The organism is Nannocystis punicea, assembly GCF_026965555.1.
Taxonomy (GTDB): Bacteria; Myxococcota_A; Polyangia; order Nannocystales; family Nannocystaceae; genus Nannocystis; species Nannocystis punicea.
Genome location: NZ_CP114040.1, coordinates 3,726,983 through 3,752,947, shown reverse-complemented (window position 1 = coordinate 3,752,947; position 25,965 = coordinate 3,726,983). Strand labels below are relative to the sequence as shown.

20 protein-coding genes are annotated in these 25,965 nt (G+C 72.9%); 10 read left to right on the top strand and 10 right to left on the bottom strand.

The genetic code is table 11. The features are described 5' to 3' along the window. Positions 1-119 precede the first annotated feature (119 nt). Positions 120-713, bottom strand: a complete 594-nt coding sequence (locus tag O0S08_RS14450; protein WP_269039709.1) for a thymidine kinase — start codon at positions 711-713, stop codon at positions 120-122. Between the two features lie 128 nt (positions 714-841). On the opposite strand from O0S08_RS14450, the gene O0S08_RS14445 reads away from it, so the two are divergent. Both O0S08_RS14445 and O0S08_RS14440 read left to right on the top strand, forming a co-directional pair. Beyond that, positions 842-2,068: a NupC/NupG family nucleoside CNT transporter gene (locus O0S08_RS14445; protein WP_269039708.1), complete on the top strand. Its 1,227-nt coding sequence runs from the start codon at positions 842-844 to the stop codon at positions 2,066-2,068. Between the two features lie 46 nt (positions 2,069-2,114). Further along, positions 2,115-3,086, top strand: coding sequence for an isopenicillin N synthase family dioxygenase (locus O0S08_RS14440; RefSeq protein WP_269039706.1), 972 nt, complete (start codon positions 2,115-2,117; stop codon positions 3,084-3,086). Positions 3,087-3,213: 127 nt separating this feature from the next. On the opposite strand, the gene O0S08_RS14435 is transcribed toward O0S08_RS14440, so the two are convergent. The 4 genes from O0S08_RS14435 to O0S08_RS14420 are packed head-to-tail and all read right to left on the bottom strand — an operon-like array spanning position 3,214 to position 7,135. Next, positions 3,214-4,065 carry a LysR family transcriptional regulator gene (locus O0S08_RS14435; RefSeq protein WP_269041961.1) on the bottom strand — a complete coding sequence of 284 codons (852 nt, stop codon included), beginning with the start codon at positions 4,063-4,065 and terminating at the stop codon, positions 3,214-3,216. Positions 4,066-4,078: 13 nt separating this feature from the next. Next, the gene (locus O0S08_RS14430; RefSeq protein WP_269039705.1) at positions 4,079-4,378 is read right to left on the bottom strand and encodes a TFIIB-type zinc ribbon-containing protein; all 300 of its coding nucleotides are present in this window, start codon (positions 4,376-4,378) and stop codon (positions 4,079-4,081) included. Positions 4,379-4,421: 43 nt separating this feature from the next. Beyond that, positions 4,422-6,854, bottom strand: coding sequence for a zinc-ribbon domain-containing protein (locus O0S08_RS14425; RefSeq protein ID WP_269039704.1), 2,433 nt, complete (start codon positions 6,852-6,854; stop codon positions 4,422-4,424). Positions 6,855-6,907: 53 nt separating this feature from the next. Beyond that, positions 6,908-7,135, bottom strand: coding sequence for a hypothetical protein (locus tag O0S08_RS14420; RefSeq protein ID WP_269039703.1), 228 nt, complete (start codon positions 7,133-7,135; stop codon positions 6,908-6,910). Positions 7,136-7,280: 145 nt separating this feature from the next. Between O0S08_RS14420 and O0S08_RS14415 the strand changes: the two genes are divergently transcribed. The 4 genes from O0S08_RS14415 to O0S08_RS14400 are packed head-to-tail and all read left to right on the top strand — an operon-like array spanning position 7,281 to position 10,655. Beyond that, on the top strand, positions 7,281-8,012 hold the full coding sequence (locus tag O0S08_RS14415) for a response regulator transcription factor (RefSeq protein ID WP_269039702.1): 732 nt from the start codon (positions 7,281-7,283) through the stop codon (positions 8,010-8,012). Beyond that, positions 8,009-9,439, top strand: coding sequence for a sensor histidine kinase (locus O0S08_RS14410; protein ID WP_269039701.1), 1,431 nt, complete (start codon positions 8,009-8,011; stop codon positions 9,437-9,439). Before O0S08_RS14415 ends, O0S08_RS14410 begins: the two co-directional genes overlap by 4 nt. A 7-nt stretch (positions 9,440-9,446) precedes the next feature. Beyond that, positions 9,447-10,094, top strand: a complete 648-nt coding sequence (gene pyrE, locus O0S08_RS14405; protein WP_269039700.1) for an orotate phosphoribosyltransferase — start codon at positions 9,447-9,449, stop codon at positions 10,092-10,094. A gap of 15 nt (positions 10,095-10,109) precedes the next feature. Next, positions 10,110-10,655 (top strand): hypothetical protein, encoded by a 546-nt coding sequence (locus O0S08_RS14400; RefSeq protein ID WP_269039699.1) that lies wholly within the window; start codon positions 10,110-10,112, stop codon positions 10,653-10,655. 749 nt (positions 10,656-11,404) lie between these two features. Here the strand turns inward: O0S08_RS14400 and O0S08_RS14395 are convergent. The 4 genes from O0S08_RS14395 to O0S08_RS14380 form a co-directional block, all read right to left on the bottom strand. Further along, complete coding sequence (locus tag O0S08_RS14395; protein WP_269039698.1) at positions 11,405-11,881, bottom strand: Spy/CpxP family protein refolding chaperone; 477 nt, start codon at positions 11,879-11,881, stop codon at positions 11,405-11,407. A gap of 453 nt (positions 11,882-12,334) precedes the next feature. Continuing rightward, the gene (locus tag O0S08_RS14390) at positions 12,335-14,446 is read right to left on the bottom strand and encodes a protein kinase domain-containing protein (RefSeq protein WP_269039697.1); all 2,112 of its coding nucleotides are present in this window, start codon (positions 14,444-14,446) and stop codon (positions 12,335-12,337) included. Positions 14,447-14,612: 166 nt separating this feature from the next. Beyond that, on the bottom strand, positions 14,613-15,899 hold the full coding sequence (locus tag O0S08_RS14385; RefSeq protein ID WP_269039696.1) for a sigma-70 family RNA polymerase sigma factor: 1,287 nt from the start codon (positions 15,897-15,899) through the stop codon (positions 14,613-14,615). A gap of 86 nt (positions 15,900-15,985) precedes the next feature. Next, positions 15,986-16,738 carry a hypothetical protein gene (locus tag O0S08_RS14380; protein WP_269039695.1) on the bottom strand — a complete coding sequence of 251 codons (753 nt, stop codon included), beginning with the start codon at positions 16,736-16,738 and terminating at the stop codon, positions 15,986-15,988. Between the two features lie 128 nt (positions 16,739-16,866). Here O0S08_RS14380 and O0S08_RS14375 point away from each other — a divergent pair, with 128 nt between their 5' ends. The 4 genes from O0S08_RS14375 (at position 16,867) to O0S08_RS14360 (ending at position 24,646) form a co-directional block, all read left to right on the top strand. Next, positions 16,867-19,815 (top strand): serine/threonine-protein kinase, encoded by a 2,949-nt coding sequence (locus tag O0S08_RS14375; RefSeq protein ID WP_269039694.1) that lies wholly within the window; start codon positions 16,867-16,869, stop codon positions 19,813-19,815. 226 nt (positions 19,816-20,041) lie between these two features. Beyond that, positions 20,042-21,745, top strand: coding sequence for a proprotein convertase P-domain-containing protein (locus tag O0S08_RS14370; RefSeq protein WP_269039693.1), 1,704 nt, complete (start codon positions 20,042-20,044; stop codon positions 21,743-21,745). Between the two features lie 653 nt (positions 21,746-22,398). Then, positions 22,399-23,349 carry a hypothetical protein gene (locus O0S08_RS14365; protein WP_269039692.1) on the top strand — a complete coding sequence of 317 codons (951 nt, stop codon included), beginning with the start codon at positions 22,399-22,401 and terminating at the stop codon, positions 23,347-23,349. A gap of 406 nt (positions 23,350-23,755) precedes the next feature. Further along, positions 23,756-24,646 (top strand): hypothetical protein, encoded by an 891-nt coding sequence (locus O0S08_RS14360; RefSeq protein ID WP_269039691.1) that lies wholly within the window; start codon positions 23,756-23,758, stop codon positions 24,644-24,646. 202 nt (positions 24,647-24,848) lie between these two features. Here the strand turns inward: O0S08_RS14360 and O0S08_RS14355 are convergent, their stop codons facing one another. Next, positions 24,849-25,928 carry a PQQ-binding-like beta-propeller repeat protein gene (locus tag O0S08_RS14355; protein ID WP_269039690.1) on the bottom strand — a complete coding sequence of 360 codons (1,080 nt, stop codon included), beginning with the start codon at positions 25,926-25,928 and terminating at the stop codon, positions 24,849-24,851. Positions 25,929-25,965 lie beyond the last annotated feature (37 nt).

Below are 25,965 nucleotides of genomic sequence, written 5' to 3'. Positions count from 1 at the left end.
GCGGCTGGAACAGCGAGCTGCGGGCCCTGGGGACCGACGAATCGGGCCGCGTCCTTCTGCGGCAGGAACCCCGCGGCGAGGGCCGCGAGCGGCCCCCGGGACGTCGCCCCCGCGAGGGCCTACGCGTCGCTGCGCGGGGGCAGCGGCGGGAACAGGGAGGTGCGGGCCTGATAACAGGTGAAGCAGGCCGGCGCGTAGCTCTCGGCGCCGCCGAGCTGGATCTGCTCGCCCTCCGTGACCGCCTCGCCGCCCCCGTGGCGGAGGTTGAAGATCGCCTTGCGGTTGCAGAACTGGCAGGTGACCTTCACCTCCTCGATGCTGTCGGCCAGCTCGAGCAGCCGCCGCGAGCCCTCGAACAGCTCGGTGCGGAAGTCGGTGCGCAGGCCGTAGCAGATGACCGGCGGGCCGCCCTGGGTCAGCACGCGCAGCTGCTCGATGAGCCGCGCCGACAGGAACTGGGCCTCGTCGACGAGGACGCAGTCGACGCCGGCGAATTGGGCGGGGTCGAGGACGCTGTCGCGGTCGAGCAGGAGGTCGGCCTCGGCGTGCAGGCCGGCGCGGGAGGCGATCGCGCCTGCCCCGAAGCGGTCGTCGATCCGCGGCTTCAGCAGGAGCACCCGCTTGCCCTGGCTGCGGTAGTTATGGGCCACCGCCAGCAAGTTCAGGGTCTTGGCGCTGTCCATGGTGCCGTGACGGAAGTAGAGCTTGGCCATGCGGGCGCACGGATGGTGCCCCGCGGAGAGAGGCGCTGTAAAGCCGCGCCCGCCGGCGATCGCGGCGCCGTGAAATGTGGACACCCTCCCTCCACGCGCCTCGGACGGACTGCTAAAGTCCGCGACGGATGCCCCTCCAGCTCGTCAGCGTCGTCGGCTTCGTCGTCCTGCTCGGCGTCGGCTACGCCCTCAGCCGCGACCGCAAGGCGGTTTCGCTGCGGGTGGTGCTGTGGGGCGTGGTGCTGCAGTGGATCATCGGCCTGCTGCTGCTCAAGCTGCCGCAAGGGGGCGTCGGCCTGGCCCACGCGGCCCAGGCGGTGCAGGCGGTGCTCGACCACGCGTTCGTCGGCTCGGGCTTCCTGTTCGGCGAGCTCGGGCTGCCGAAGGGCGGCGCCAGCGGCATCGGCATGATCTTCGCGTTCCAGGTGCTGCCGACGATCGTGTTCGTCGCGGCGCTGTTCGCGGTGCTCTACTACCTCGGGGTGATGCAGCTCATCGTCCGCGTGCTGGCGCGGGCGATGGTCCACGTGTTCGGCGCCAGCGGGGCCGAGTCGCTGTGCATCGCCGCCAGCATCTTCATGGGCCAGACCGAGGCGCCGCTGACGATCCGGCCGTTCCTGTCCAAGCTGACCGAGTCGGAGCTGTTCACGGTGATCGTCGCCGGCATGGCCTCGGTGTCGGGCGCGATCCTCGGCGCCTACGTGCTGTTCGGTGGGGTGAGGATCGAGCACCTCCTCACGGCGATGGCGATGACCGCGCCGATCTCGCTGGTGTTCGCCAAGCTGGTGGTGCCCGAGACCGGCACCCCCGAGACGGCCGGGATGGTCCGCGACGCGCCGGTCGAGAACAACCGCAACATCCTCGAGGCGGCCGCCAGCGGCACCAGCGACGGCCTGCGCCTGGCCGCCAACGTCGGCGCGATGCTGATCTCGTTCGTCGCCCTGGTGTCGCTGCTCAACGCGATCGTCGGCCTCATCCCCGCGTTCGGGGCGCCGCTGTCGATCGAGCGCGTGCTCGGCTGGGGCTTCGCGCCGATCGCCGCGCTGATGGGCATCCCCTGGTCCGAGGCGACCACCGTCGGCGGGGTGCTCGGCACGCGCATGGCGGTCAACGAGATCGTGGCGTTCCAGCAGCTCCACGCGGCCGCCGGCGGGCTCGACCCGCGCACCGTGGCGATCGCCACCTTCGCGGTGTGCGGGTTCGCCAACCTGTCGAGCATCGGCATCCAGATCGGCGGCCTCGGGGCGCTGGTGCCCGAGCGCAAGCCCGACATCGCCCGCCTCGGCGCGCTGGCCCTCGTCACCGCCACGCTCGCCAACTTCTCCACCGCCTGCGTCGCGGGCGCGCTCCTCTGATCGTCCCTGCGCTTTGATCTGGTTTTTCGACCAGGAACCAAAAGACATGTCCACCGAACTGGTACCGATCCTCGACATCCGCCGCTTCGACCGCTCGGACGACCCGCGCGAGCGGGCCGGGTTCGTCCGCGAGCTCAACCACGCCTACCGCGAGATCGGCTTCGTCGCGGTGTCGCACCACGGCATCCCCGACGCGGTCATCGCCGACGCGTACCGCGTGATCAGGGCGTTCTTCGACCTGCCGCTGGCGACCAAGACGGCCTACAGGGTCGGCAAGGGCGGCGCCCGCGGCTACACGCCGTTCGGCGTCGAGCACGCCAAGGACAGCCCGGCGGTCGACCTCAAGGAGTTCTGGCACGTCGGCCGCGAGCACGTGGCCGGCGCGGCGTGGACGACCCACTACCCGCCCAACATCTGGCCGACCGAGATCCCGGGCTTCCGCGAGGCGACGTGGGCGCTCTACCAACAGCTCGAGTCGCTCGGCGACCGGGTCCTCCGCGCGGTCGCCCTCGGCCTCGACCTCGACGAGCACTACTTCGCCGACAAGACCGACCACGGCAACTCGATCCTGCGCCCGATCCACTACCCGCCGCTCGCGCCCGGCCGCGGCGACCCCGGCAGCGTCCGCTCCGGCCAGCACGAGGACATCAACCTCATCACCCTGCTCATCGGCTCCGGCGAGCCCGGCCTCGAGGTGCTGAGCCGCGCCGGCCAGTGGGTCCCGGTCACCACCATCCCCGAGGCGATCGTGGTCAACGTCGGCGACATGCTGCAGCGCCTCACCAACGACGTGCTGCGCTCGACCACCCACCGCGTGGTCAACCCGCCCTCGCCCTACGCCGAGGTGCCCCGCTACTCGATCCCGTTCTTCCTCCACCCCAACTCGGAGTTCTCGATCGAGTCGCTGCCGTCGTGCATCACCCCCGACAACCCGAACCACTACCCCGAGCCGATCACGGCCGATCAGTACCTGACGCAGCGGCTGATCGAGATCGGGCTGCTCAAGCCGCAGATGTGAGCGGCGCGGCCGCATGCCGCTCGAATTTCGCGCGGCGGCTCAGTCCGGGCATCCTCCGCTCGACTCTCCCATTCGAGGGTCCCCGGCCCGGACGCTTCCCGCCGCGCTTCTTTGTCTCCGACCCCGCCTAGCCGTCGGCCTGCGCGAGGTGCTTCGCCAGCACCTTCATCACCACCGAGACGCGAGCGTCCTTGCGCAGGTCGGGGTGGGTCAAGATCCACGCGGGGCGGGTCAGCGCGGCGGTAGCGGCCCGGAACTGCTTGAGCTCGACCAACTCGGGGTGCTCGGCGGCGAGGCGCGCGGGCATGAGGTTGAGGCCGACGCCGGCGGCGGTCAGGTCGACGAGCAGGCGCCGCGACGGGGTGGCGAAGGCGACGCGGTCGGTCGGCACGTGCTCGCGCTCCCACTGGCCGAGCCAGCTGGTGTGGAGCGGCGCGCCGAGCACCAGCCAGCGCGCGTGCTCCGGCTCGGCGGCGAGGGCCCGCGTGCCGTACACGCCGAAGTGGACCGGGAACAGCTTGCGCCCGACGAGAGTGTTCGGCGGGTTCGACAGCAGGCCGAGGCCGATCTCGGCCTGCCCCTTGCGCAGGCTGAGGCCGGCGTCGGAGATGTGCACGTCGACCCGCAGGAGCGGGAAGGCGGCCGCGAGCGCAGCGATCGGCGCGACCAGCAGCGGGCCGAAGCCGTCGATGGTGGTGACGGTGATCGTGCCGCGCACCTCCTCGCGGCGCTCGCGGGCGCGGCGGGCGATGCCGGCGAGGGTGGCGCCGGTGCTGCGCGCGAGCGCGGCGAGCTCGCGGCCGGCGGTCGTGATCCCGCGCGAGCGCTCGAGGCAGACGAAGCCGACGGCCTGCTCGAGGGCGGCGATCCGGCGGTACACGGTCGACGCTGCGACGCCGAGGTCGCGGCCGGCGGCGGTGGCCGAGCCGAGCCGCTCGAACGCCTCGAGGTAACGCAGGTCGTCGAGCGAGGCCAGCATCACCGGCGGCGGCTCAGCTCTTGAAGAAGCGCAGCATGCCCTCGAACCAACCTGGCTTTCCGGTCAGCTGCTCGAGCTCGCCGTCGTCGAGGAACACGCCGTTGCACGAGAAGCACTTGTCGACCTTGACGGCCCGGAACTGGACCTCGGCGAGCTCGCTGCCGCACTTGGGGCAGCGCATCCAGTGCAGCCGGCGCTGCTCCTCGCGCTCGTCGACCGAGATCTGGGACTGACGGACCTGGACGGCCTCGCGCCGGCGGGCCAGGTCCTCGCGCAACTGCTGTTCTTGTTCGCTCAGAGTTCCGCTGCTCATCACGCCCTCCCCAGGTTTGAGCTGAGCAGCCGTGGGCGACCGCTCAGGGCGACTTCTTCCCGACCGGCAAGAGGTCCCCCGGATCCTCGGGCGGCGGGGTGCTCTTGCCGGCGTTGTCGTGCTTGGCCAGGTAGTTGCGGGCGGTCTGGTTGCCCGGCTCGATCTCGACGAGCTTGCGGTAGTAATCGACCGCGACGCCGTGCTTGCCGGCCAGCTCGGCCGCGCGCGCGGCCCCGGCGATCGCCTCGCGGTTGGCCGGCGCCTGGCTGACCGCGCGCTTGAACCACGAGAGCGCGGAGTCGTGGGTGTTCTTGGCCAGGAAGCCGGCCCCGAGGCACAGGCACAGATCGAGGTTGCGCGAGCCGCCGAGCTTGTCGTGGGCCTGCAGCAGCAGCTTGATGCCGCCGTCGGGGTCGCCGCCGCGGACCTTCTCGCAGCCGGTGGTGATGAGCGTACCGGTCGCCTCGTTCTCGGGCGTCGGATTGGTGCGCACCGGCGGCCGCGAGCCCGGGTCGGTGTGCGGCTGGATCGGGTCTTCGGGCGGCGCCCCGGCGCCGGTCGGATCGGCGGGCGTCGGCTCCGGCGGCGGCTCGGGCGGCGGCGGCAAGGTCTCGCCCTTCTCGGCGGCGCTGCGGTCGAGCGCGGCCCGCAGGGCGACCGCGGCCTGCATGTCGCCGACGCGACCGAGCACGCCGTCGAGCACCTTGCGCGCGCCCTCGTCGTCGCCGCTGCGCCACAGCGCCAGCGCGAGCAGCGACTGGTGGAGCGCGCTCGGGTTGGGCACGCCTTGCAGCGAGGTGATGAGGCCGTTGGGGATCGGCGCCGTGGGGTCGCGCCACAGCGGCGCGCCGAGGACCAGCACCCGCAGCTCCGGCGCGGCGCCCTCGGGCGGCGCGTCGAGCTTGCCCTGCGCGAGGGCCAGCAGCGCCTGCACGCGCGCGGCCTGGTTGGGATCGGCGCCGGCGCTCGCCGCCTCGACCAGCGCGCCGGCGTCGGCCAGGTCGGCGTCGACCGCCTGCGGCAGGGCGCGGTCGGCCGGCTCGAGCATGATCGCGATCTGGGCCGACAACACGCGCAGGAGCATGACCTCGGCCTGCGTCAACTTGGCCGCGGCGACCACCGCCGGGTCGCGCTCGGGGTCGTCGACGACGCGCTCGAGATCGGTGATGGCCTGCTTGGTCTTGGCGAGGCCGAGGGTCCGCATGGCGTTGCGGGCCGCGGCGAACTCGCTCGGCTCCTGCGCCGGCGGCTTGACCTCGGCGCCCTTGACGGCCACCGCCGGGTCGCCGCCGAGGTTGAGCAGGCGCTCGCGGATGCCGGGGATGCCGAACACGATGCCGAGCGCGACCAGCACCCCGGCGAGCGCGTAGACGCCGGCCTGGCCCTTGTTCGGGCTCTCGACCTTGACGATGACGACGTCGGGCGCGCGCGGGCCCTCGGGCGCGGTGAGCGAGGCGCCGGCCGGATGCGACGGCTCGAGCCCGGGGTTCGACGTCAGCGACGGCGACGGCGGCACCGAGATCGCGGCGCCGGCGACCGCGGCGCTGACCGCCGCCGAGGTGGCCGAGCGCTCGCTGTCGCGGACCGGGCGGCGCTCCGAGGCGTCGAGCTCCGACGAGCGCTCGCCGAGCCTGGCCGAAAGTTCAGGTCCGGGCCGCGACGACTCGGAGCTCGAGCGCGACTTCTCGCGGGCGGCGCGTTCGGTGGCCCGCTGGCCCTCGACGCGCTGGACCGCCGCGGCCACGCTCTGGGCCGCGCGCCGGGCCAGGTCGGACACGAGGATCGGCTGGCTGCGCTCGCGCGTGTCGGCGCGCGGGCTGTCGTCCTCGTCCTCGACGCGCGGCAGGCTGTCGCTGCTGACCGCCTTGGTGACCGCGTCGAGCATCGACGACACGTTGCCGGTGCGCCGCTGCGAGCGGGTCGTCCGCGGCGGCGGCGAGGGCGTGTCGAACTGCGGCGGCGCCGGCAGCGGGCCGTCGTCGTCGAGCAGCGACAGCGCCGGCTCGGGCAGCTCGCGCAGCTCTCCCAAATCGAAGCGGTGCGTCTCTTCGCGGCGGATCGGCGCGGGCTCGTCGACGCCGGTGCCGAACGTGGGCGGCGGGCCGAGCTCGATCGCCGACGTCGACTCGATGGCGCGGAACATCCGCGACAGGCCCTCTTTGCCGATGAACAGCGGCGAGAACTCCGGGATCTCGCCGAGCTTGATCCAGTGCTGACCGGTGTGAGAGATCTGGTCGTCAGGGCGCAGCCGACCGTCTTCGACCTGCTCGACGATCTCGCGCAGCGTGGGCAGCTCGAACAGGTGCTTCTCGACCGTCGCCATGCGCCACGGGCCGCCGCCGAGGTCGGGCTCCGGCTCCGGCTCGGCGTGGAACATGTGACTGCAGACCGAGCAACGCAGCGTCACGCCCTCGGGACCGACCTGGCTCGGGTCCAGGTCGAACTCGGTGCTGCATTTCGTGCAACGGATAATCAAGGGCTAGCTCGCTGGCGGCACCATAGCACAAAGCAGAAGGGGGCGGACACCTGTCAGCCGGCGCCCGAAGCCGGCCCGGCCGACATCACCAGCGAGGCGACGACCGCCACGAGGGACAGCCCCAGGAACGCGGCGAACAGCTTCATCGGCAGCGGCGTGGCGAGCTGCGGCTCGAGCCCGGCCTCGGCCTTGCAACGCGGACACTGGAGCTCGCCGCCGTCGCCGTCAGTCCCGGCGGGCGCCGTGAGCACGTAGTGGCAGCGGGAGCAGTGGTACTGCATGGCTCATGGGGTACTCTGGGCCCGCTGTCGTGTCAACCACGGCACGCGCCCCGGCCCCGCGTTCACCCCCGAGCCGTCGGCGCCACGCCGCTGCCGGCCCGGCTCGCGCTCCACCGCTCCCACCACCCACCCACGAACGGGAACCATGCAAACCCCGGCGAAGGTGCTCCTGATCGAAGACGATGTCCGCCTGGCCGAACGCACCGCGGAATACCTCCAGGGCCACGAGCTCGCCGTCGAGGTCGCCGGTGACGGCGAAGCCGGGCTCGCTCGCGCCCTCAGCGGCGAATTCGACGTGATTCTGCTCGATCTCATGCTCCCCCGCCTCGACGGCCTCGAGGTCTGCCGGCGCCTGCGACAGCGCTCGGCGCTGCCGGTCATCATGCTGTCGGCGCGCAGCGAGGAGATCGACCGCATCCTCGGGCTCGAGCTCGGCGCCGACGACTACCTGCCCAAGCCGTACAGTCCGCGCGAGCTGGTGGCCCGGATCCGGGCGGTGCTGCGGCGGGCGGTGCCGTCGCCGGAGGGCCCGGCCAGCACGCTGCGCTGCGGCCCGCTGGTCGTCGACCGCGCCCGCCGCCGGGTCGAAGTCGCGGGCGCCGCCTGCGACCTGACCGCCCACCAATTCGACCTCCTCTGGCTGCTGCTCGAGGCCCGCGGCCAGGTGCTCTCGCGCGAGCAGCTGTACCAACGTCTGCGCGCGCTGAGGGGCCAGCCGCCCGGCACCTACGACCCCTCGGTCGACCGCAGCATCGACGTCCAGCTCAGCAAGATCCGCGGCACCCTCGCCGCCGCCGACCCGCGCGCCGCAGGCCTCATCCGCACGGTCCGCGGCGTCGGCTACGTCCTCGACGACGCGCCCGAGGGCGCTGCGTGAGCGATCCGTCGCCGGCCCCGCGAACACGCCGCGCCGCCCTGTCCCGCTGGCGCCGCGGCCTGTTCGGCCGCGTGTTCTTCACCTTCTTCGCCGCCGTGCTGGCGTTCGTGACGATGGCCTCGATCGTCCAGTTCGCCACCCGCGAGCGCCACGACGCCGGGTGGGTCGAGGCCGCCGACGCCGTAGTCGAGGCGCACAAGCCGGCGCTGCTGGCGGCGCTGGCCGGCGACGGCGACCTCGAGCGCGCGGTCGCGGCGCTGGCCGGCGCGCTCGAGCTGCGCATCGCCCTGCGCGGCCCCGACGGCGCGCACCTGGCCGGCGACCCGACCACCCCGCCGCTGCGGCCGCTGCGGCCGCGCCAGCGCAGCCGGCTCGAGCGCGGCGCGCCGGTGATGCTGCGCGAGCGGTCCGGCGAGCCGCAGCTCGCGTTCGCGATCGGCGACCGGGCGGTGCTGATCGCCGACACCGGCGACCAATCCAGCCGTCGCGCCCGCACGTTGGCGCTCGGCGTGATCGGCCTGGTCGGCCTGCTCGGCGCGTCGGCCTGGCTGCTGGCGCGCTCGTTGACGCGGCGGCTCGCGGTGCTCGAGGACGGCGCCGCCCGGATCGCCCGCGGCGAGCTCAGTCACCGCGTCCAGGTCGACCCGCGCGGCGACGAGATCGATCGCCTCGGCCAGGAGATGAACGACATGGCCTACCAGCTCGGCGAGCTTCTCCGCGGCCAGCGCTCGCTGCTCGCCAACGTCTCGCACGAGCTCAAGACCCCGATCGCCCGCCTGCGCGTGCTCGCCGAGCTGCTGGCCGAGCGCGCCGAGACGCTGCCCGAGCACCCGGCGAGCGCGCGGATCCGCCTGGGCGCGGTCGAGCTCGAGCAGGACCTCGGCGAGCTCGCCACGCTCGTGCAGGACCTGCTGACCTCCGGCCGGCTCGAGCTGTCGGGCCCGCACGCCTCGCCGGTGCAGCGCGCGCCGATCGACCTGGCGCCGTTCCTCGCCCGCCTGGGCGCGCCGGTCGCCGCCGAGATCGAGGTGACGCCGCCGGAGCTGGGGCTGGTCGGCGACCCGCTGCTGCTCGACCGCCTGATCACCAACCTGTTGAGCAACGCCCGCCGCGCCTGTCCTCAAGGACATGTGTGGATCACGGCCAGCGGCGGCGCGACGGACGTCACGATCGCGGTCGAGGACGAGGGCCCCGGGATCCCGCCGGCCGAGCGGGCCCGCGTGTTCGAGGCGTTCTACCGCCTCGACGACGCCCGCGCGCGCGACCACGGCGGCGCCGGCCTCGGGCTCTACTTGTGCGCGCAGATCGCACGCGCTCACGGCGGCACGATCGCCGCCGAGGGCCGCGAGCAGGCCGGCGAGGCCCGCCCCGGGGCGCGGCTGGTCGTCCGCTTGCCGCTCGCTGGCCCGCCCGCGGCCGTGCTATAGGCGCCGCGTGGACAGCTACAAGCAGCGCTTCATCGACCTCCTGGTGCGCCACGAGGTGCTCCGCTTCGGCGACTTCACGCTGAAGTCGGGGCGCCGCTCGCCCTACTTCATCAACGCCGGCCAGCTGCGCACCGGGGCGGCGATCGCCGGCCTCGGCGAGGCGTACGCCGAGTGCCTGCAGCGCGAGGGCCTCGCCTGCGACCTGCTGTTCGGGCCGTCGTACAAGGGCGTGCCGCTGGCGGTGTCGACCGCGATCGCGCAGGCGCGGGCGGGCGGCGACGTCGCGTTCTGCTTCGACCGCAAGGAGGCCAAGGACCACGGCGAGGGCGGCGTGTTCGTCGGCACCGCCCCCTGGGACGGCGCCCGCGTGGTCATCGTCGACGACGTGATCACCTCCGGCAAGTCGATCCACGAGGCCGCCGAGCTGCTGCGCAAGGCCGCGGCCGTGACCGTCGCCGGGGTCGTGGTCGCCGTCGATCGCATGGAGCGCGGCCGCGGGTCCGTCAGCACCCTGCAGGAGCTGCAGACCGAGCTGGGCGCGCCGGTGCGGGCGATCGTCACCATCCGCGAGATCGCCGCCTACCTCCACCCGCGGGTGATCGACGACGCGCGCCTGCGCGCGATCGAGGGCTACCTCGCCGAGCACGGCGCGTAGTGCTACGGTGACCACGTGCGTCGCCGCGGGCTCCTGGCTGTCTTTTGCGCCCTGTCCCTCGGCGCATGTCCTGACGACCAGGCACAGGACCCGCTCGACCCGGCCCTGCTGATCGAGCTGTCCGAGGCCGGCGGCGACGGCCGCGGGGAGGCGCTCGGCGGCCGCTACGTCACCGCCGCCGACGTGCTCGAGTGCGACTGCCCGCCGCGCATGGGCGTCGACCTGTGCGGCCCCGTCGGCGCGGCCCAGCTGATCGGCATCAACGGACCGGCCCGGCTCGTGCAAGTCGACGGCTGGCTGACCTACGAGCCCGAGGTCGCCGCGCTGCCGTGGGCGCTGTCCGGCGCGGTGAACCGCGACCGCAGCTTCGCCCTCGGCGGCATCTCGGGGCTGGCCGTCGGCCTGTTCACCGTCGGCCTGTACGCCCGCTTCGACGGCGAATTCACGGTCGACGGCCTGCACGGGGAGCTCGCCCATCGCCTCCTCGGCGAGCTCCCCGACGGCCCCGTCGACTGCCGGACCACCTACGCCGTGACCGGCGTCCTGGCTCCGGACACCTGAGCGCCGCGGTCGCGTTCGGAGAGCCACGACGCGCGCCGCAGTCGCGCTCGCATCGACAGGTCGCGCGCCAGACGTACGCCGCTCACGCGCCGCAGTCGCGCTCGCAACGACACCTGCGCTCCGACGAGACGCTCGCGCGCCGCAGTCGCGCTCGCAACGACACCTGCGCTCCGACGAGACGCTCGCGCGCCGCAGTCGCGCGCGCAACGACACCTGCGTTCCGGCAGGCATCGCCCATGCATCGCCTTCGCGCTCGCAACGACACCTGCGCCCCGAAGAGCTTCGACGCTCGCGCGCCGCAGTCGCGCGCGCAATGACACCTGCCTTCGCGCTCGCAACGACACCTGCGCTCCGAAGAGCTTCGGACGCTCGCGCGCCGTAGTCGCGCGCGCAACGACACCTGCGTTCCGACAGGCATCGCCCACGCATCGCCTTCGCGCTCGCAACGATACCTGCGCTCCGAAGAGTTTCGACGCTCGCGCGCCGCAGTCGCGCTCGCGTCGTGCGCCAGCATCGCAGCCACTACGCCGCAGTCGCGCTCGCGTCCCTCGTGCGGCAGTGCGCGGAGCGAGAGCCGGCGCGTGTCCCCGTCTCGCCCGTCTCGCTCACGCACCGGTGCCACGTGCACGCCGAAGCGGCTCGCTGTGACGGGCGCGCGCCGCAGTCGCGCCCGTCTCGCTCCCCCGTCTCGCGCTGCGCGGTGCTTCATGGCGCAGGCTCTCCGATCGAGAGGCCGCCACCGCCGTGCTTCACACGCCCATCGCGCGGCCCTTGCGATCGCCGCGGCCGCCCCCGCGGTGCTGGCCCTTGCCCTTGCCATCCTTGTGCTTGGCCTTGAACTCGGCCATCTTGGCCCGCTGCGCCGGGGTCAGGATCGCGTCGATCTTGGCCTTCATCGCCTCGCGCTCGCTGTCGGCCTTCGCCTCGTGGGTCGCTAGCTGCTCGCGCAGGGTCTTGACCTTGGCGGCGTCGAACGAGGGCTTGGCGTACTCGGCGGCGATCTGCTGCTCGAGGTCGCGGGAGGCGGCGCGCTCGGCCTTGATCGTCGGCTTGTGGCTGTCGCGGATCTGCGCCAGCTGGGTCTTCTGCGCGTCGGAGCATTCGAGGCGCTCGCACATCTTCGCGCCGCGATCGCCGTGGTGCTTGCCCGCCTCGGCGTCGCCCGCCGCGAACATGGTCAGCCCGAACACAGTCGTCATCATCAGCTTCGAAATCGTGGTCAGCATCGTGGTTCCTTTCGTCACGGCCCTTTCGACGCCGCCCGGCGAGGCCTATGCGCCCCGCCGCGCAAAGCGACGGTCGACGGGACGTAAAGCGTCCGTAACCACCGCGCGCCGGCGCTCGTCCGACGCGCAAAGCGTCGCCTTCCGCTGCCGGCGGGCTCGGGCGCACGCGACCACGGACGCCGCCGGCCCCGGCAGCTGGTGCCCGTCGCCAGCGCGAGCTCCGCGACGGCCTCCACCCGTCGCTCCACACGGTCGGGTTGTTCATCCGCACGCCGACCGCACCTGCCCTTTCGAGCAGGCGCGCACCGCTCACTCCGCGTCGTCAGGCGGCTGGAACAGGCGTCGAGCGCACCTGTCCCTTCGACCAGGCGCTCCGCGCCGCCTCAACTCGCGTCGTTCGGCGGGTGGAACAGACAGCCGCGCACACCTGTCCCTTCGAACAGGCGCGCCGCCTCACTTCGCGTCGTCCGGCGGGTGGAACACGTAGTTGTGCTGGGCCTGGCGGGCCGCGCGGGGGAACTCGAGCCGAAGCACCACCTTGCGCAGGCAGTCGGACAGCGGGCCCGGGTCCATGCGCAGCTTGAGCACCTTGCCGCCGCGGCCGACCAGCGCGACCAGCTCGACGTCGCCGGGCCCGTGCTCCTCGTAGCACTGGCGGACCCGCTGCGAGCGGTTGGTGCGCAGCAGGAGCTTGCGGAAGTCGCCCGCGCTCAGCTGGTCGGCGCCGCCGTTGCCGGGCGCCACGTCGTCGATCGCCTCGCCGGCCGTCTCGATCACCACCATGTCCTCGTCGGGCGCCGGCGTCGGCGCCGCTTCGGCCTGGCCCGGCGGCGTCTCGGCCTGGGCCACGCGGGCCAATGTAGATGTCTCTTGGGACATGTCTGAACGGCCAGCCGTCGGCGCCGGCGTCGACGGCTCGGGCGACGCCGGCTGGTTGACCACGGGCGCGGTCGGCTGCTTGTCGGAGGTGGCCCAGGATTGCAGGCGCCAGGCGATCAGCGCGCACAGGCCCGCGATCACCAGCAGCCCGAGGGCCATTTGGGTGGTGTGGCGGTTGGCCGGCGTCGTCAGACCTGGCCACGGGCGCTCGACCCGCGCGGCCGGGGTGGTGATCGACGCGGTGACCGGGGCCGACGCAGCGGTCGTCGACGCGGACAGCGACTGCGACGGCACCTCGCTCGCGGGGACGACGAACGCTCGCGGGTCGCTCGCCGCCGCCTGCGGCTCGCTCGCGGCCACCGGCTGGGGCGGCGACGCGGCCAGCGGCGACGCGGCCAGCGGCGGCGTGGCCAGCGGCGACGCGGCCAGCGGCGGCGACGTCGGCGGCCGCGTGGGCGGCCTGGTCGCCGGCCGGTTCGGGTCCTTGGCCGGCTTGCTCTCCTTGCTCGCGGCCTTGGCCTCCGCCTTGCTCTCCTTGCTCGCGGCCTTGGCCTCCGCCTTGCTCTCGGGCTTGCTCGCCGGCTTGCTCTCTTGCTCGTCGCTCGCCGACTTGCTCGGCTTGAGCGACCTGGCGGCGACCTCGGGCTCGAGCTCCTCGACCAGCGCCGTCAGCGAAGTGAGCGACGTCGCCGACAGCCCCTCCGACTCGGGCTCGTCTTCCCCCGGGTCGGGCAGCACGAAGGTCTCGGCCTCGACCTCGAAGGACAGCACCGCCAGGCTCGGCGGCGGCTCGATGCGGTGCAGGCCGGTGTCGATGGTGACCTTCCCCTTCGACGGCCGGAACGGCAGGTCCGCGCTCTCGAACACCTGGTCCCAGGCCGAGTCGATGGCGCCCTCGGCGTGGCGGGCCGCGTCGGCGACCCCCGGCTTCAACGCGTCGATCTCGGCGTTGCGCAGCTGCTGCGCCCACTCGGCCGCGCTCGGCCGCGCCTCGCCGCGGACCACCCGCGCGATCGGGGCGATCCACGGCGCCTCGGCCTCGCGCACGCCGGCCACCTCGAGCAGCACCGACGCCAGCATCGACACATCGGTCGACGCGGCCGGCTCTGCCCCTCCGGACAGGTGCCCCGGCGCCTGCACGTCGAGGTCGACCAGCTTCACCCCGGCCTGGCTCCACACCAGGTTGCCCGGCGAAATCGCCCCGTGCGGGGCCCCGAGCGCGTGCAGCGTGGCCAGGCCCTCGGCCAGCTCGGCCGCCAGCTTGAGCAGGCCGGCGCCCTCGAAGCGCGGGTCGCCCTCGGCGTGGTAGAGGTTCTTGCCCTCCGCGTGCTCCATCACCGCGTACCACAGGCCGCCCATGGTGCCCTCGGCGAGCACCGCGGCGACGCACGGGTGACGCACTCCCAGGCGACGGCGGGCCCGCTCGGCGATCCGCGCCACCACCTCGCGCTGCTCGGGCGCGGCGAGCACCTTGACCACGACCTGCTGGTTGCTCGCCTGGTCGCGGCCGGAGTAGACGCAACCGAGGTCGCCGGATCCGAGCAGCTCGGTCAGCACGTAGCGACCGGCCAGCACGTGACCGCGCAGGTCGCCGAGCACCTCGACCTCGGACGGCTTGCCGCCGGGGCCGATCGGCCCGCCGAGGGTCTCCGGCAGCGGATCCTCGTCGAGCGGGATCGAGTGCATTGTCCAGCTGCGTGGCCGACGCGGCTTGGGCCTGGTGTCGGAGGGACTTGCCGGTACAACCATGAGCGGGGGTGGCGAAAGCGTGCAACGGTTGGCGCCCGCGGTCAACGCCCTGCCCGCGGGCCGGGGCCGTCCGCCGCGCCCGACAGGCCGCCCGCCGCCCCGGCTACAACAGGTTTCGCCGGCGGAACTCCCCGCGCAGCTTGGTGAGCGCCTGCTCTTGGAGCTGACGGATCCGTTCACGCGAGAGCGAGTAGCGCTCGCCGATCTCCTTCAGCGTCAGCTCCGGCTCCTCGCCGATACCCATCCGCTTGCGCAGGATGTCGGCCTCGATCGGGCTGAGCTGGCCGAACACCTCTTGCAGCTGCGACAGCAGCAGCGCGGCGTCGATCTGCTCGGCCGGGGCGACGTGGCTCGGGTCCTCGACCGCGTCGAGCAGCGACAGGCCGGAGTCATCCGACAGCGGCTGGTCGAGGCTGATGGGCGCTTCCACGAGCGACCAGCGCATGCGCGCGATCCGCTCCGTGCTGACGCCGGTGAGCGCGGCCAGCTCGCTGTCGGTCGGGCGGCGGGCGTGCAGCGCCTCGAACTCGCGCCGCGCGCGGCTGACCTTGTTGTAGGCGTCGATCATGTGGACCGGCAGCCGCACGCTGCGCGCCTTGTCTGCGATCGAGCGGCTGATGGCGTGGCGGATCCACCACGACCCGTAGGTCGAGAAGCGGAAGCCCTTGCGGTGGTCGAAGCGGTCGACCGCCTTCATCAGACCGATGTTGCCCTCCTGGATGAGGTCCTGCAGCGGCATCTTGCCGTGGTTGTAGCGGCGCGCGATCGTCACCACGAGGCGCAGGTTGGCGCGCACGAACGCGTTCTTGGCCAGCACCAGCGCGTGGTGGTCGCGGCGGACCGCCGTCGCGTACTGGAAGAACGGCGCGCTGCCGCGGCGGGGCAGCTTGACCTTCATGCTGAGGCCTGACGCCACCCCGAGCTCGATGCTGGCGAGGTCGGCCAGGATCTGGTCCGAGACCACGCTGTCGACGTCCGCCAGCCCCATCTGCTCCGCCAGCGCCTCGCGCGCGGCCTCGAACGCCTTCTGGTGGGTCAGGAGGTCGCGGTCCCGCAGCGCCCGGGACGTCTGGCGCATCGCCGCCAGCGCCGCCACCGGGCTGGTCTCCGGCGGCAGCGCCTCCGAGGCGAGGCTGCAGATCCCGTCGATGAACGGCGGGTAATTCAGGATCGAGCGCCAGAAGCCCTTGCGCAGCTCGGCGATCTGGATCGCGGCGGCGAGCTCCTCTTCCTTGGTCATCACCTCGACCCCGGCGAGGTCGCGGAAGTAGGGCGCGAGCAGGTTGCCGGCCTCCGCGGCGACGCTGACCGCGGAGACGGACGCGTCGCCGTCGACGGGCTCGCGGACGGGCACGGGGGTGACGACGGCATTCGGCGATTGACGCAGCATGGTGCAGTCCTTTCGTTCGCCGCTCACGATCGCAGGCGCGCGATCAATCGGGCGTCAGGAGTGCATCGGCTGCGATCAAGAGCCGATCAAGGTCGGGCCTGCTCGTGTGATTCGGATCCGGGCGCCGCCGCCGCCGCCTCGCCATCGACGTGTCCGCGCAAGTACGCGACGTAGACGATGACCGGCACGGTGTACCGAAACGCCGGGCCGGCCCATTCCCACGCGCGGACCGCCTGGTACACCGGCCCGGCCGCGCGCCGCAGCACCAGCTTGAGCCCCGCCTGCAGCAAGCGGTGACGCGCCTGCACCACCGCCTGCTCGCGCAGCTTGTCGGTCGCCACGTGCGCCGCGCGCCCCGGCAACAGCGCCTTCCGCTCCGGCTGCGTATGCGTCAGGAAGTCGTGCAAGAGCCCGATGTCGCGGACCCCCTCGGCGTAGATGTCGCCAGCGCGGAAGCGGCCCAGCAGGGCCTGCTGCGTCTCCGCCGGCAGCGCCTCGAAGTTGGAGTCGAGCGCGTAGCGGACCAGGCGCAGCTCGAGCCCGACGAGCCCGTCCTCGGCTGGCTCTTCGGACAGGCTCAACTCGGCCAGCGCCTCGCACACGATCTGCAGGTACGCCTGCTTGCCCGGCCCCGTGCGCCCGAGAACGCTGTGCGCTCCGAGCCACAAGATCCGCTCGACCACCGCCGCGACCCGGACGGCGCGCGTCGAACGAGGGTCGCGGAGCCGGCGGTCGAACCACAACAGGCCGGACGGCGGCCGGCCGAGGAACTCGATCAGCACGGCCAGCTCGGCTTCGCTGCAGGCCATGAGCACGGGCGTCAGGTGTTCGTCGACCATGGTCGCCCGCAGGGTACTCCTCGCGCGGCCCGCGGACCATCGCCCAGGGCCGGCCGCGAACCCCGTCCGCGCGGGCACGCGCCCCGAGCCATTGAGGCGGCCGGCCCTGTCGGGCAAGATCCCGCGCGGTGGAGGTCGATCGGACGCCCTCGCAGAACACCTCCGTGTCCGGCGAGATCACCCGCGAAGGCGAGCTCCCGCCGGTCGTGGGCGCGGCCGTCGACGACCTGTCCACCGGGACATGTGTCGGCCGCTACATCATCCTCGGCCGCCTCGGCGCCGGCGCCATGGGCGTCGTCTACGCCGCCTACGACCCCGAGCTCGACCGCAAGATCGCCCTCAAGCTGCTGCACTCGCGCGGCAACGCCAGCCTCGACGCCCGCGCCCGCCTGCTGCGCGAGGCCAAGTCGCTGGCCCGCCTGTCCCACCCCAACGTCGTCGGCGTCCACGACGTCGGCACCTACGGCGACCACATCTTCCTCGCCATGGAGTTCGTCGCCGGCCGCACCCTCACCGCCTGGCTCAAAGAACAGCCGCGGCGCTGGCCCGAGGTGCTCGGGGTCATGCGTCTGGCCGGCGAGGGCCTGGCCGCCGCCCACGCCGCCGGCCTGGTCCACCGCGACTTCAAGCCCGACAACGTCCTCATCGGCGACGACGGCCGCGTCCGCGTCCTCGACTTCGGCCTCGCGCGCGCCTCCGGCGAGGCCCCCGAGAGCCTCAGCGGCGACAGCGACGCCCTCGCCGCCATCGCCTCGGCCTCGACCTCGGGCTCGTCGCGCTCACGCGAGCACGAGGCCGAGCTCGCGCTCGTCACCCGCACCGGCGCCCTGATCGGCACGCCCGCGTACATGTCCCCGGAGCAGCACCTCGGCCGCCCCGCCGACGCCCTCAGCGACCAGTTCTCGTTCTCGATCGCCCTCTACCAGGCGCTCTACGGCGTGCGCCCGTTCTCCGGCGCGCGCCTGTCGGCCCTCGCCTTCCAGATCATCAAGGGCAAGGTCGAGGCCCCGCCCGCCGGCTCGCAGGTGCCGGGCTGGCTGCGCAAGGTCGTCGTCCGCGGCCTCGCGCTCGACCCCGACGACCGCTGGCCGTCGATGCACGCCATGCTGGCCGCCCTCGCCCGCGAGCGCGGCCTCGGCCGCCGCGGCGCCTGGCTCCTCGGCGGCCTCGGCGGCCTCGGCCTCGGCCTCGGCCTGTGGCTCGCCCGCGGCCCCGCCATCAGCCCGTGCCAGGGCGCGGAGCAGCGGCTCGCCGGGATCTGGGACGCCCCGCGGCGCGCGGAGATCGAGCAGGCCTTCCTCGCCTCCGGCGCCCCCTACGCCGCCGACGCCTGGCAGAGCGTCGACAAGGCCCTCTCCGCCTACGCCGCGACCTGGCAGGAGGCCCACCACGACGCCTGCGCCGCCACGCGCATCTACGGCGACCAGTCGGAGCGGATCCTCGACCTCCGCAGCCGCTGCTTGAACCGCCACCTCCGCCGTTTCCAGGCCCTGAGCGACGGCCTCGCCCACGCCGGCGCCGGGACGATCGAACACGCCCCCGAGGCCATCTCGCTCCTCGGCGACCTCTCGACCTGCGCCGCCACCGACGCCCTCGACAGCGTCGTCCCGCCGCCCGACGCCCCCGACAAGGTCGCCGCCGTCGAGGCCCGCCTGGCCGACGCCGCCGCCCAGGAGCTGGCCGCCGACTACACCCGCGCCTTCGAGCTCGCGCTGCTGGCCGTCAACGAGGCCACCGCCCTCGCCTACGCCCCGCTCGAGGCCGAGGCGCTGCGGGTGCGCGCGCGGATCCAGCGTCGCCTGGCCCGCCACGACATGAGCGCCGAGTCGCTCGCGGCCGCCATCGCCGCCGCCTCCCGCGGCCACGACGACCACACCGCCGCGACCGCCTGGACCGACCTCGTCTACCACGTCGGCACCCACAAGCCCGACGCGGTCCGCCTCGACGCCCACCGGTTCGCCGCCGAGGCCGCGATCGTCCGCGCCGGCGACGACGCCTCGCTGCGCGCCCGCCTCGACCTCGGCGTCGCCAACGGCCTGCGCCTGCTCGGCCGCTACGACGAGGCCCTCGCCCCGGCCCAGCGCGCGCTCGCCCTGTACCAGCGCGACGACCCCGGCAACGCCCACAACCTCGCCGACGCCCTGCACAGCCTCGCGCTGATCCACCACCGCCTCGAGGCCCTGGACGAGGCCCAGCGGACCTTCGACCGCGCCATCGCGGCCCACGAGCGCGCCTACGGCCGCGCCCACCCGGTCACCGCCAGCGTCCTCTGTCACGCCGCCACCCTCGCGCTCGAGCGCGACGACCTCGACCGCGCCGAGGCGCTCGCCCGCGAGGCCCATGACGTGCGCCAAAGGACATTGCCCAAGGGCAACGTCGCCCTCGCGGAGTCGGCCCGGATCCTCGCCGAGCTGGCCGCCCTGCGCGGCGATCTCGACGGCGCCCAGGCCCGCTACGACGAGGCCCTGGCGATCTACCGCGACCAGCCCGACGTCGACGCCATGCACCGGGCCACGCTGCACAACGACCTCGCCATGCTGGCCGACATGCGCGGCGACCTGCCCGGCGCGCGCCAGCACTACCAGGAGGCGCTCGCGCTGTACCGCCAGCGCTTCGGCAACGAGCACGTGTACGCGCGGATCGTCGAGCGCAACCTCGTCGAGGTCGCGCTGTGGCTCGGCGATCCGGAGGCCGCGCTGGCGCAGGCAGAGCGGCTGATCGCCAGCGCCCCGCGCGAGCCGCCGATCCAGCCGCCGGTGCCCTACGTCCACGCCTTGCGGGCGCAGGCCCTGCTCGCGCTCGGCCGCGGCGCGGACGCCCGCGAGGCCGCCGAGCGCGCCGTCGCCGATCTCGACGCCCGCGAAGGCGGCGCCCCGGACGCCGAGGAGTCCGCGATCATCCGCGCCACTCTGGCGCGCGTCCTGCCGACGGGCGGCGACGACGGCAAGCGGCGGCTCGCGCTGCTGCTGCTCTCCGAGCCCGACCTGCGGCGCGCCGCCGAGGCCAAGAAGACCGCCGCAGTGCGAGCGCTGGCTGCCATGGGCGACCTGTCCTCGCGGACCGGCGCGCGGCCGTGATCGATCTGGGCCCACCTGTCCCGAGCGACCACACTGAAAGGACAGGTCGGATCGGCCAGTCGACGACGTCGGCGAGTGCGGCCCGCGGCCTTCTGCCCCCAAAAAAAGCGCGCCAGGGCGACGGCGGCTCGGTCGTCGACTTCTCTCCGGTCGCGCGTGGGGGTAAGTTTGGCCGACCTGGTCGCCTACTGACTTTCCGGCCGTCTTCGGCCTGATCGGCCCCGCAATGCACAAGAACTATCTCCGCCCCACCCTCGCGCTCGTCGGCGGCTTCGGCCTCCTCGCCGCCTGTCCCCCCGGCACAGGCACCACCACCGAGACCGACACCGACAACACGGGCACCGAGACGAGCACGACCGAAGCGCCCGACACCACCCAGGCGCCCACGAGCGAGCCGCCGACCACGACCACCACCACGACCACCGGGCCGACCACGACCGAGGGCCCGACCACCGACACGACGACGACCACCACGACCACCACCGGCGAGGCCGACGGGCCCCTGTGCGTCGCTCTCGGCGGCAAGGACGGCGTCGCCGAGCTCGTGACCGCCGCCGTGGGCGGCGTCCTGCTCGACGACAAGATCAACGCCTACTTCCTCAACAGCGACGTCGACGGCGGCAACCTGAGCACCTGTCTCAACAAGCAGCTCGGCGCCCTGGCCGAGTGCGGCGGCGTCGTCTACGACTGCCAGGACATGAAGGCCGCCCACACCGGCCTCGGCATCTCGGCGCTCGACTTCGCCGACTTCGCCGCCGACTTCTCGACCGCGCTCGACGCCCACCAGGCCAACCATCCCGAGCTCGGCGACGCCGACAAGGACACCATCCTGTCCGCGCTGACGGACATGGAGAGCGACATCGTCGAGGACGCCGAGAGCAACCTGACCGTCTACCAGCGGGTCGGCCGCAAGCCGGCGATCCGCACCCTCATCGGCGCCTCGGGCGAGGTGGGCTCGTTCCTCGACAACGTCGCCCTCGACCCCGCCATCAACGGCTTCTTCGGCGCCGCCGACTACGCCCGCCTCAACACCTGTCTCACGCGCCAGGTCGGCGGCATCGACGGCCCGAGCAAGTACGGCCTCGAGGTCGACGCCCCCGCGCCGGCCGACCCGGGCGTCGGCGCGGGCAACCCGTGCAAGACCATGCTCGAGTCGCACGAGGGCCTGCTCGACAGCAACGACAACACCGGCATCGACATCACCGACTTCGGCGCCCTGGTCGGCGACCTCGTCACCGCCATGAACACCGCGATGGTCGCCCAGCCCGACCAGGACGCGATCCTGGCCGCGCTCGGGGCCATGTGCGAGGATATTGTCGTGCTCGAGTCGAAGAACGACTGCCCGACCGCGCAGAAGCTCGAGGTCGTCGAGGCGACCGCGATCGGCGGCATGGTCATCGACGAGATCTACGACGGCACCTTCGACACCATGTACTGCCACGACCTCGAGGTGCCCGACGACCCGATCAACTTCGTCCGCGACATCCAGGTCACCCTCGGCATCAACCACAACTGGGTCGGCGACGTCACCGTCAAGCTCGTCAGCCCCGAGGACAAGATCCTCACCCTCGTCAGCCGCCCCGGCCTCGTCGACATGAACGACGACGGCAGCGGCTGCTGCGGCGACAGCGCCAACCTGTCGAAGGACTTCCCGATCACCTTCAAGGACGGCGCCGGCAACACCGCGGAGGACCTCGGCAAGGTGCTCGCCAACACCAACCAGATCATCTGCAAGGACGACAACATCGACCCGTGCGAGTGGTCGCCGAACCCCGGCTCGGGCCCCGGCATGAACTTCGGCGACTTCTTCGGCGACACCGCCACCGGCACCTGGCGCCTCTGCGTCGCCGACTCCAACATCAACGACGCCGGCGTCGTCGACTCGATCAAGCTCTCGATCAACCGCGTCAAGTACGACCCCATGCCCTGACCCTCCGGCCAGGTCACCTGTCCCGAAGGCCCGGTCGCCCACGCGCCCGGGCCTTCAGGCTTTGTTCAAGCACCCCCTTCGATCTGTCCCGAAGGACATCTCCCTCCGCGGCGGGCGCGGGCGCGATCACAAGGCCGCCGTCGAGCCCCGCGGACCGCGATCCGCCGTGGCGCCGCAAGAGGCGCTGAAGCCGGGTCTCGTCGTCCTCGCCGGGTCCGTGGAGGCCAGGAAAGGTCGAGGACGATGAGCGGTGAGACGTCCAGGCCGAGCCGATCGAGGCGATGTCCGCGAAGGGCGAGCGCGCGGGCGGAAAGCCGTGAACGCGAGCGCGCACGGCGAGACGGCCGCGTTTCATGTCGAGCGACCCGCGACTTCGAGCTGCCGGAATCACCATCGGCCACAAGTGCGGCAGTCGGATGCGCATCGTCGACGTCGTCACCGACCCCGACAACCTCGCCGTGGCGCTCGAGCTCCGGTGTTGTTCGCGTTCCGAGCAGCGCGTCGTCGATGCCGCGAACTGAGCAATTTCGCCCGGCTGTCGCCCGGGCTCGCGGGCGGCCAGGTCGTCAGGATCCGCGACCGCGACCCGCTCACGAAGGACGCTTGGCGGCTGGTGTGAGCGACCCGCGCGAGGATCCGCTAGCATTCACACGATGGTCGTCGGCATCCGGACCGTGACGATCGCGTCGAGCCTGCTGCTCGCGTGCTCGACCGATCCACCCCCGCCACACGAGCGCGACGAGGCCGACGCGTGCGCGGTGCGGGTCGATCGTGAGATCGCCTGCGGGCCCGAGGACGACCGCAGCATGGCCGAACTGACCCGCGGGCAAGCACTCGGCGAGTGCCACCTCGCCCGGGGCCGGGACCCCGAGCGCGACGCCGCCGAGCTGGCGTGCGCGCAGCAGCTCGATTGCGGAGCATTCCGCCGCTGCAGGCACGACATCGCCGCGCGGGAGCAGGCGGCGTCGGTGAAGCCGGTGGTCGCGACTGCGCTGGCGAGCGGCACCGGCGTGTCCGCGGCGCTGCGCGAGTGCCAGACGGCGCCCTGGATCGGCGACGCCGAGCTCACGCAGCAGTGCGACGAGCTGCTCGGGCGCGAGGTCGACCGGCTGAGCAAGACGGTCGAGGCGATGCGCGACGCCGGCGACGCCGGCGGCGCCGACTACCCCCTCCTGGAGATCGAGGAGTGCCAGACCCTCCCGTGGCTGGCCGAGCGCCAGTCGCGGGACGCCTTCGTCCGGGCGGTGGCGCTGTGCGACGAGATGGCCGCCGCCCCCGATGCCGCCACGGCGATCGCCGAGGCCAAGAAGGCCCTCACAAGCGATTACTGGCGGCGGATCCCCTCCATGCCGCCCGGGTGCTTCGTCGCGTTCAATCGGCTGGTGAAGATCGAGACGCCGTGGGCCCGGCAGCGGCTGCGCCAGGTCGTCGACCTCTGTCACGTCCAGGCCGCCAAGCAGACCCTGGCGACCGCGCTCAGGACGATCCCGTTTTGCCCTCCCGATTACGAGCAGATCGTCGCGGCGGTGACCATGTTCGAGATCGACGATCCGGAGCACGCCGCGCTGCTCGCCAGGATGCGCAAGCGGTGCGTGAAGCCGTGACGCTCGCGCGTGCAAGACGCCGCTCCGAGGGGCAAGTCGAAGTCGCAGCGGGCTGCGACGAATCCAGCGCCTCCGAGTCGTGGGTGTCGAGATTGTCGAGGACGGAGATCCAGCGCACGTCGGGACCGGCATCGACAGTGCGTGCCATGGCGAAGCGCTCCGGGTCCTCGGGTGTGTTTCGCAGCCAGTGTGCGGCCGACTGTCGGCCTCCCTGTAAAAATCGGCCGACCTCGCGCGCGGAGCTCGAGCCGACGATCCCTCGTTTCGCCAGCTCTGCCGTTCGGTGACGAGGATCTGGGAGCCGTCCGTGCCATGATGGTCTTCCGGCCGCAAAAGCACCCCGAATGCGATTCCGCTCCCGACTTCTGGCGTTTGCAGCCCGGCAGCACTAGCCTCTCCGGACCCGATGTCGCGCCCTCGCCGGAGCTCGCCGCCGACCTTCGCCCTCGGCGCGCTCGTGCTCGTGACCGCCTGTCGCCCCGCCCCCGCGACCGTCGCGGCCCCCGCGACCGTCGCGGCCGCCCCGGACGCCGCAACCACCACAAAGCGCTTGAGCGATCGCCCGGCGCAGCGCGCCGCCTCGCGTCCCAGCACGTCCATCGACCTGTGCGCCGATCCGCCGGCCGCGTTCGCCAGCTACCGCTGGCTCCCCCAGGAGGTCTTCACCCTCGTCACGGTGCGCCCCTCCGATCCCGCGCTCGCGACCTCGCTGCGCACGCTCGAAGCGCGGACCAACAACGCCTTCGGCAACGCGACCCTCGCGTTCCCGGATCACTTCGCCGGCGAACTCCCGCAGGTCCGCGCCCTCCTGACGCGCGCCGGGCTGCGTCCCGAGGAGCTGGTGTTCCTCGGCGCCGGCGACGTCGAGGTGTGGGCCGCCCCGCGGCTGTGCGAAGCCGACGCCCTGCCCCGCGCGGCCGCGGCCATGGGCCTGCGCGTGCGCGAGGTCCAGACCCCGCTCGCGGCATTCGTCGCCCGGCCTACCGCATCCGGCTACGCCCTCCTGCAGCTCGCGTCCGGCGGACCGCTGTGGATCGCCCGTACGGACCGGATCGAGCAACTGCAGTCGTGGCTGGCCGTCCTCTCCGGCTACGCCGGCGAGTACTACGCCGAGTGGCTGCGCGACCCGGAGCGACGAGGCACCTTGCGCGTCCTCGACACCGACCCTTACCCCCCGGATGCGTCCGAGGTGATGGTCTGCGTGACCACGCGGAAGACCGCCGTGACCGGCGCCGAGGTCGACCACGGCGCGGACTTCTCGGAGGTCTACATCACCGCCCGCAAGCCCGGGACGTGAAGCCATCAGACCTCGAGGACAGGTCCCAAAGGACCTGGCCTTTCGCACCGGCCCTCCGGGACATGTCCCGGAGGACAAGTCACCCGCCTGCTCACCGGCGAGCACCTCGCGCGCGCGCTCGCCTGCCGACGAGAACGGCCCGCGGGCGATCTCCTGCAATCCCGTCGAGCTGCTCGACCAGGCTCGCGGTGGCGCCGAACGCTCAGTCGCGGAACGTCAGGCCGACGCGCGATGCACCGACCGCGGGGTCGACGATCTCGATGTAGCGCCCCGCAGCCTCGCGTCCCCGCACGACCACGTGCCCGTGGAGGACGTCGAGCGCGACCTCGTTGTAGTACTCCGAGTGGTCGATGGGCCCGAGCCCACGCACGCCGACCTCCCGAACGCGAGTGCCCGAGGCCGTATCCACCGCGAACAGCTCCACGCCGCTGGCGAACGCACAATAGAGGGCGACCCATAGCTCGGCGTCGACCACCCTCATGGCCGCATGAGTGCAGGAGCCTCGGCTGCGCAGCGGGAGAGTCCAGACCGTCTCGGGTCCATCCATGCGCGCGAGCCTGGCCGGGGCTTGGCGATCGTCCGAGCCGGCGAGCACGTAGCGGGTGGAACCGACCACCAGCTCCGCGGGGCCGGGGGCCGCGAACGGCTCGCTCGGGCCCTTGCCCTCCCAGACCAGGCCGACGAAGCGAGGATCGGGCCGGCTCAGGCCGAGCTGCTTGCCGCTCTTGGGATCGAGCACCTCCGTGTACGCGCCCTGGGCTTCGTTGCCGTAGATCACCAGGCCGCGGTCGTCGAGCTCGATCTGGGTCTCGTTGTGGTACTGGCTGTGAGAGATCGGGCCCAGGGCCGCGAGCTCGACGGTCCAGCGCACCTGTCCGCTGGTGGCATCGATCGTCGAGACGTGCGCCCCCGAGGAGATGGCGCTGTGGTGCGTGGCATGAATGAGCTCGCCCGCCCGCACCATCGCGCCAGTGGCCACGAAGTGCTTGCCGAGCTCGGCCTGCCAGCGCAGCTTGCCGCTGCCGTCGAAATGGACGATCCCGAAGCGCTGGTCCTGTGGATGCTCGCCAGCCGGGGCGAGGGCGAGATAGCGCAGCTCGTAGGTGCCCTGGTCTGTGGTGAGGGTCCGCTGCCTGGCGAGCCTGTCGCCCCACTGGCCGTCGCCTCGGTCCCACCGCCAGAGGTTGGCGGCTGGACTCGCGGGAGCGGAGGTTCGGGCCTCGGGCACGGGCTCGTCGGGCGCCGTGGCGCGCGACGGCCGGTCGAGCGTGGGCGACCGCACGGGCGTGCATGCCGCAACGACGAGAGGGCACGCCAAC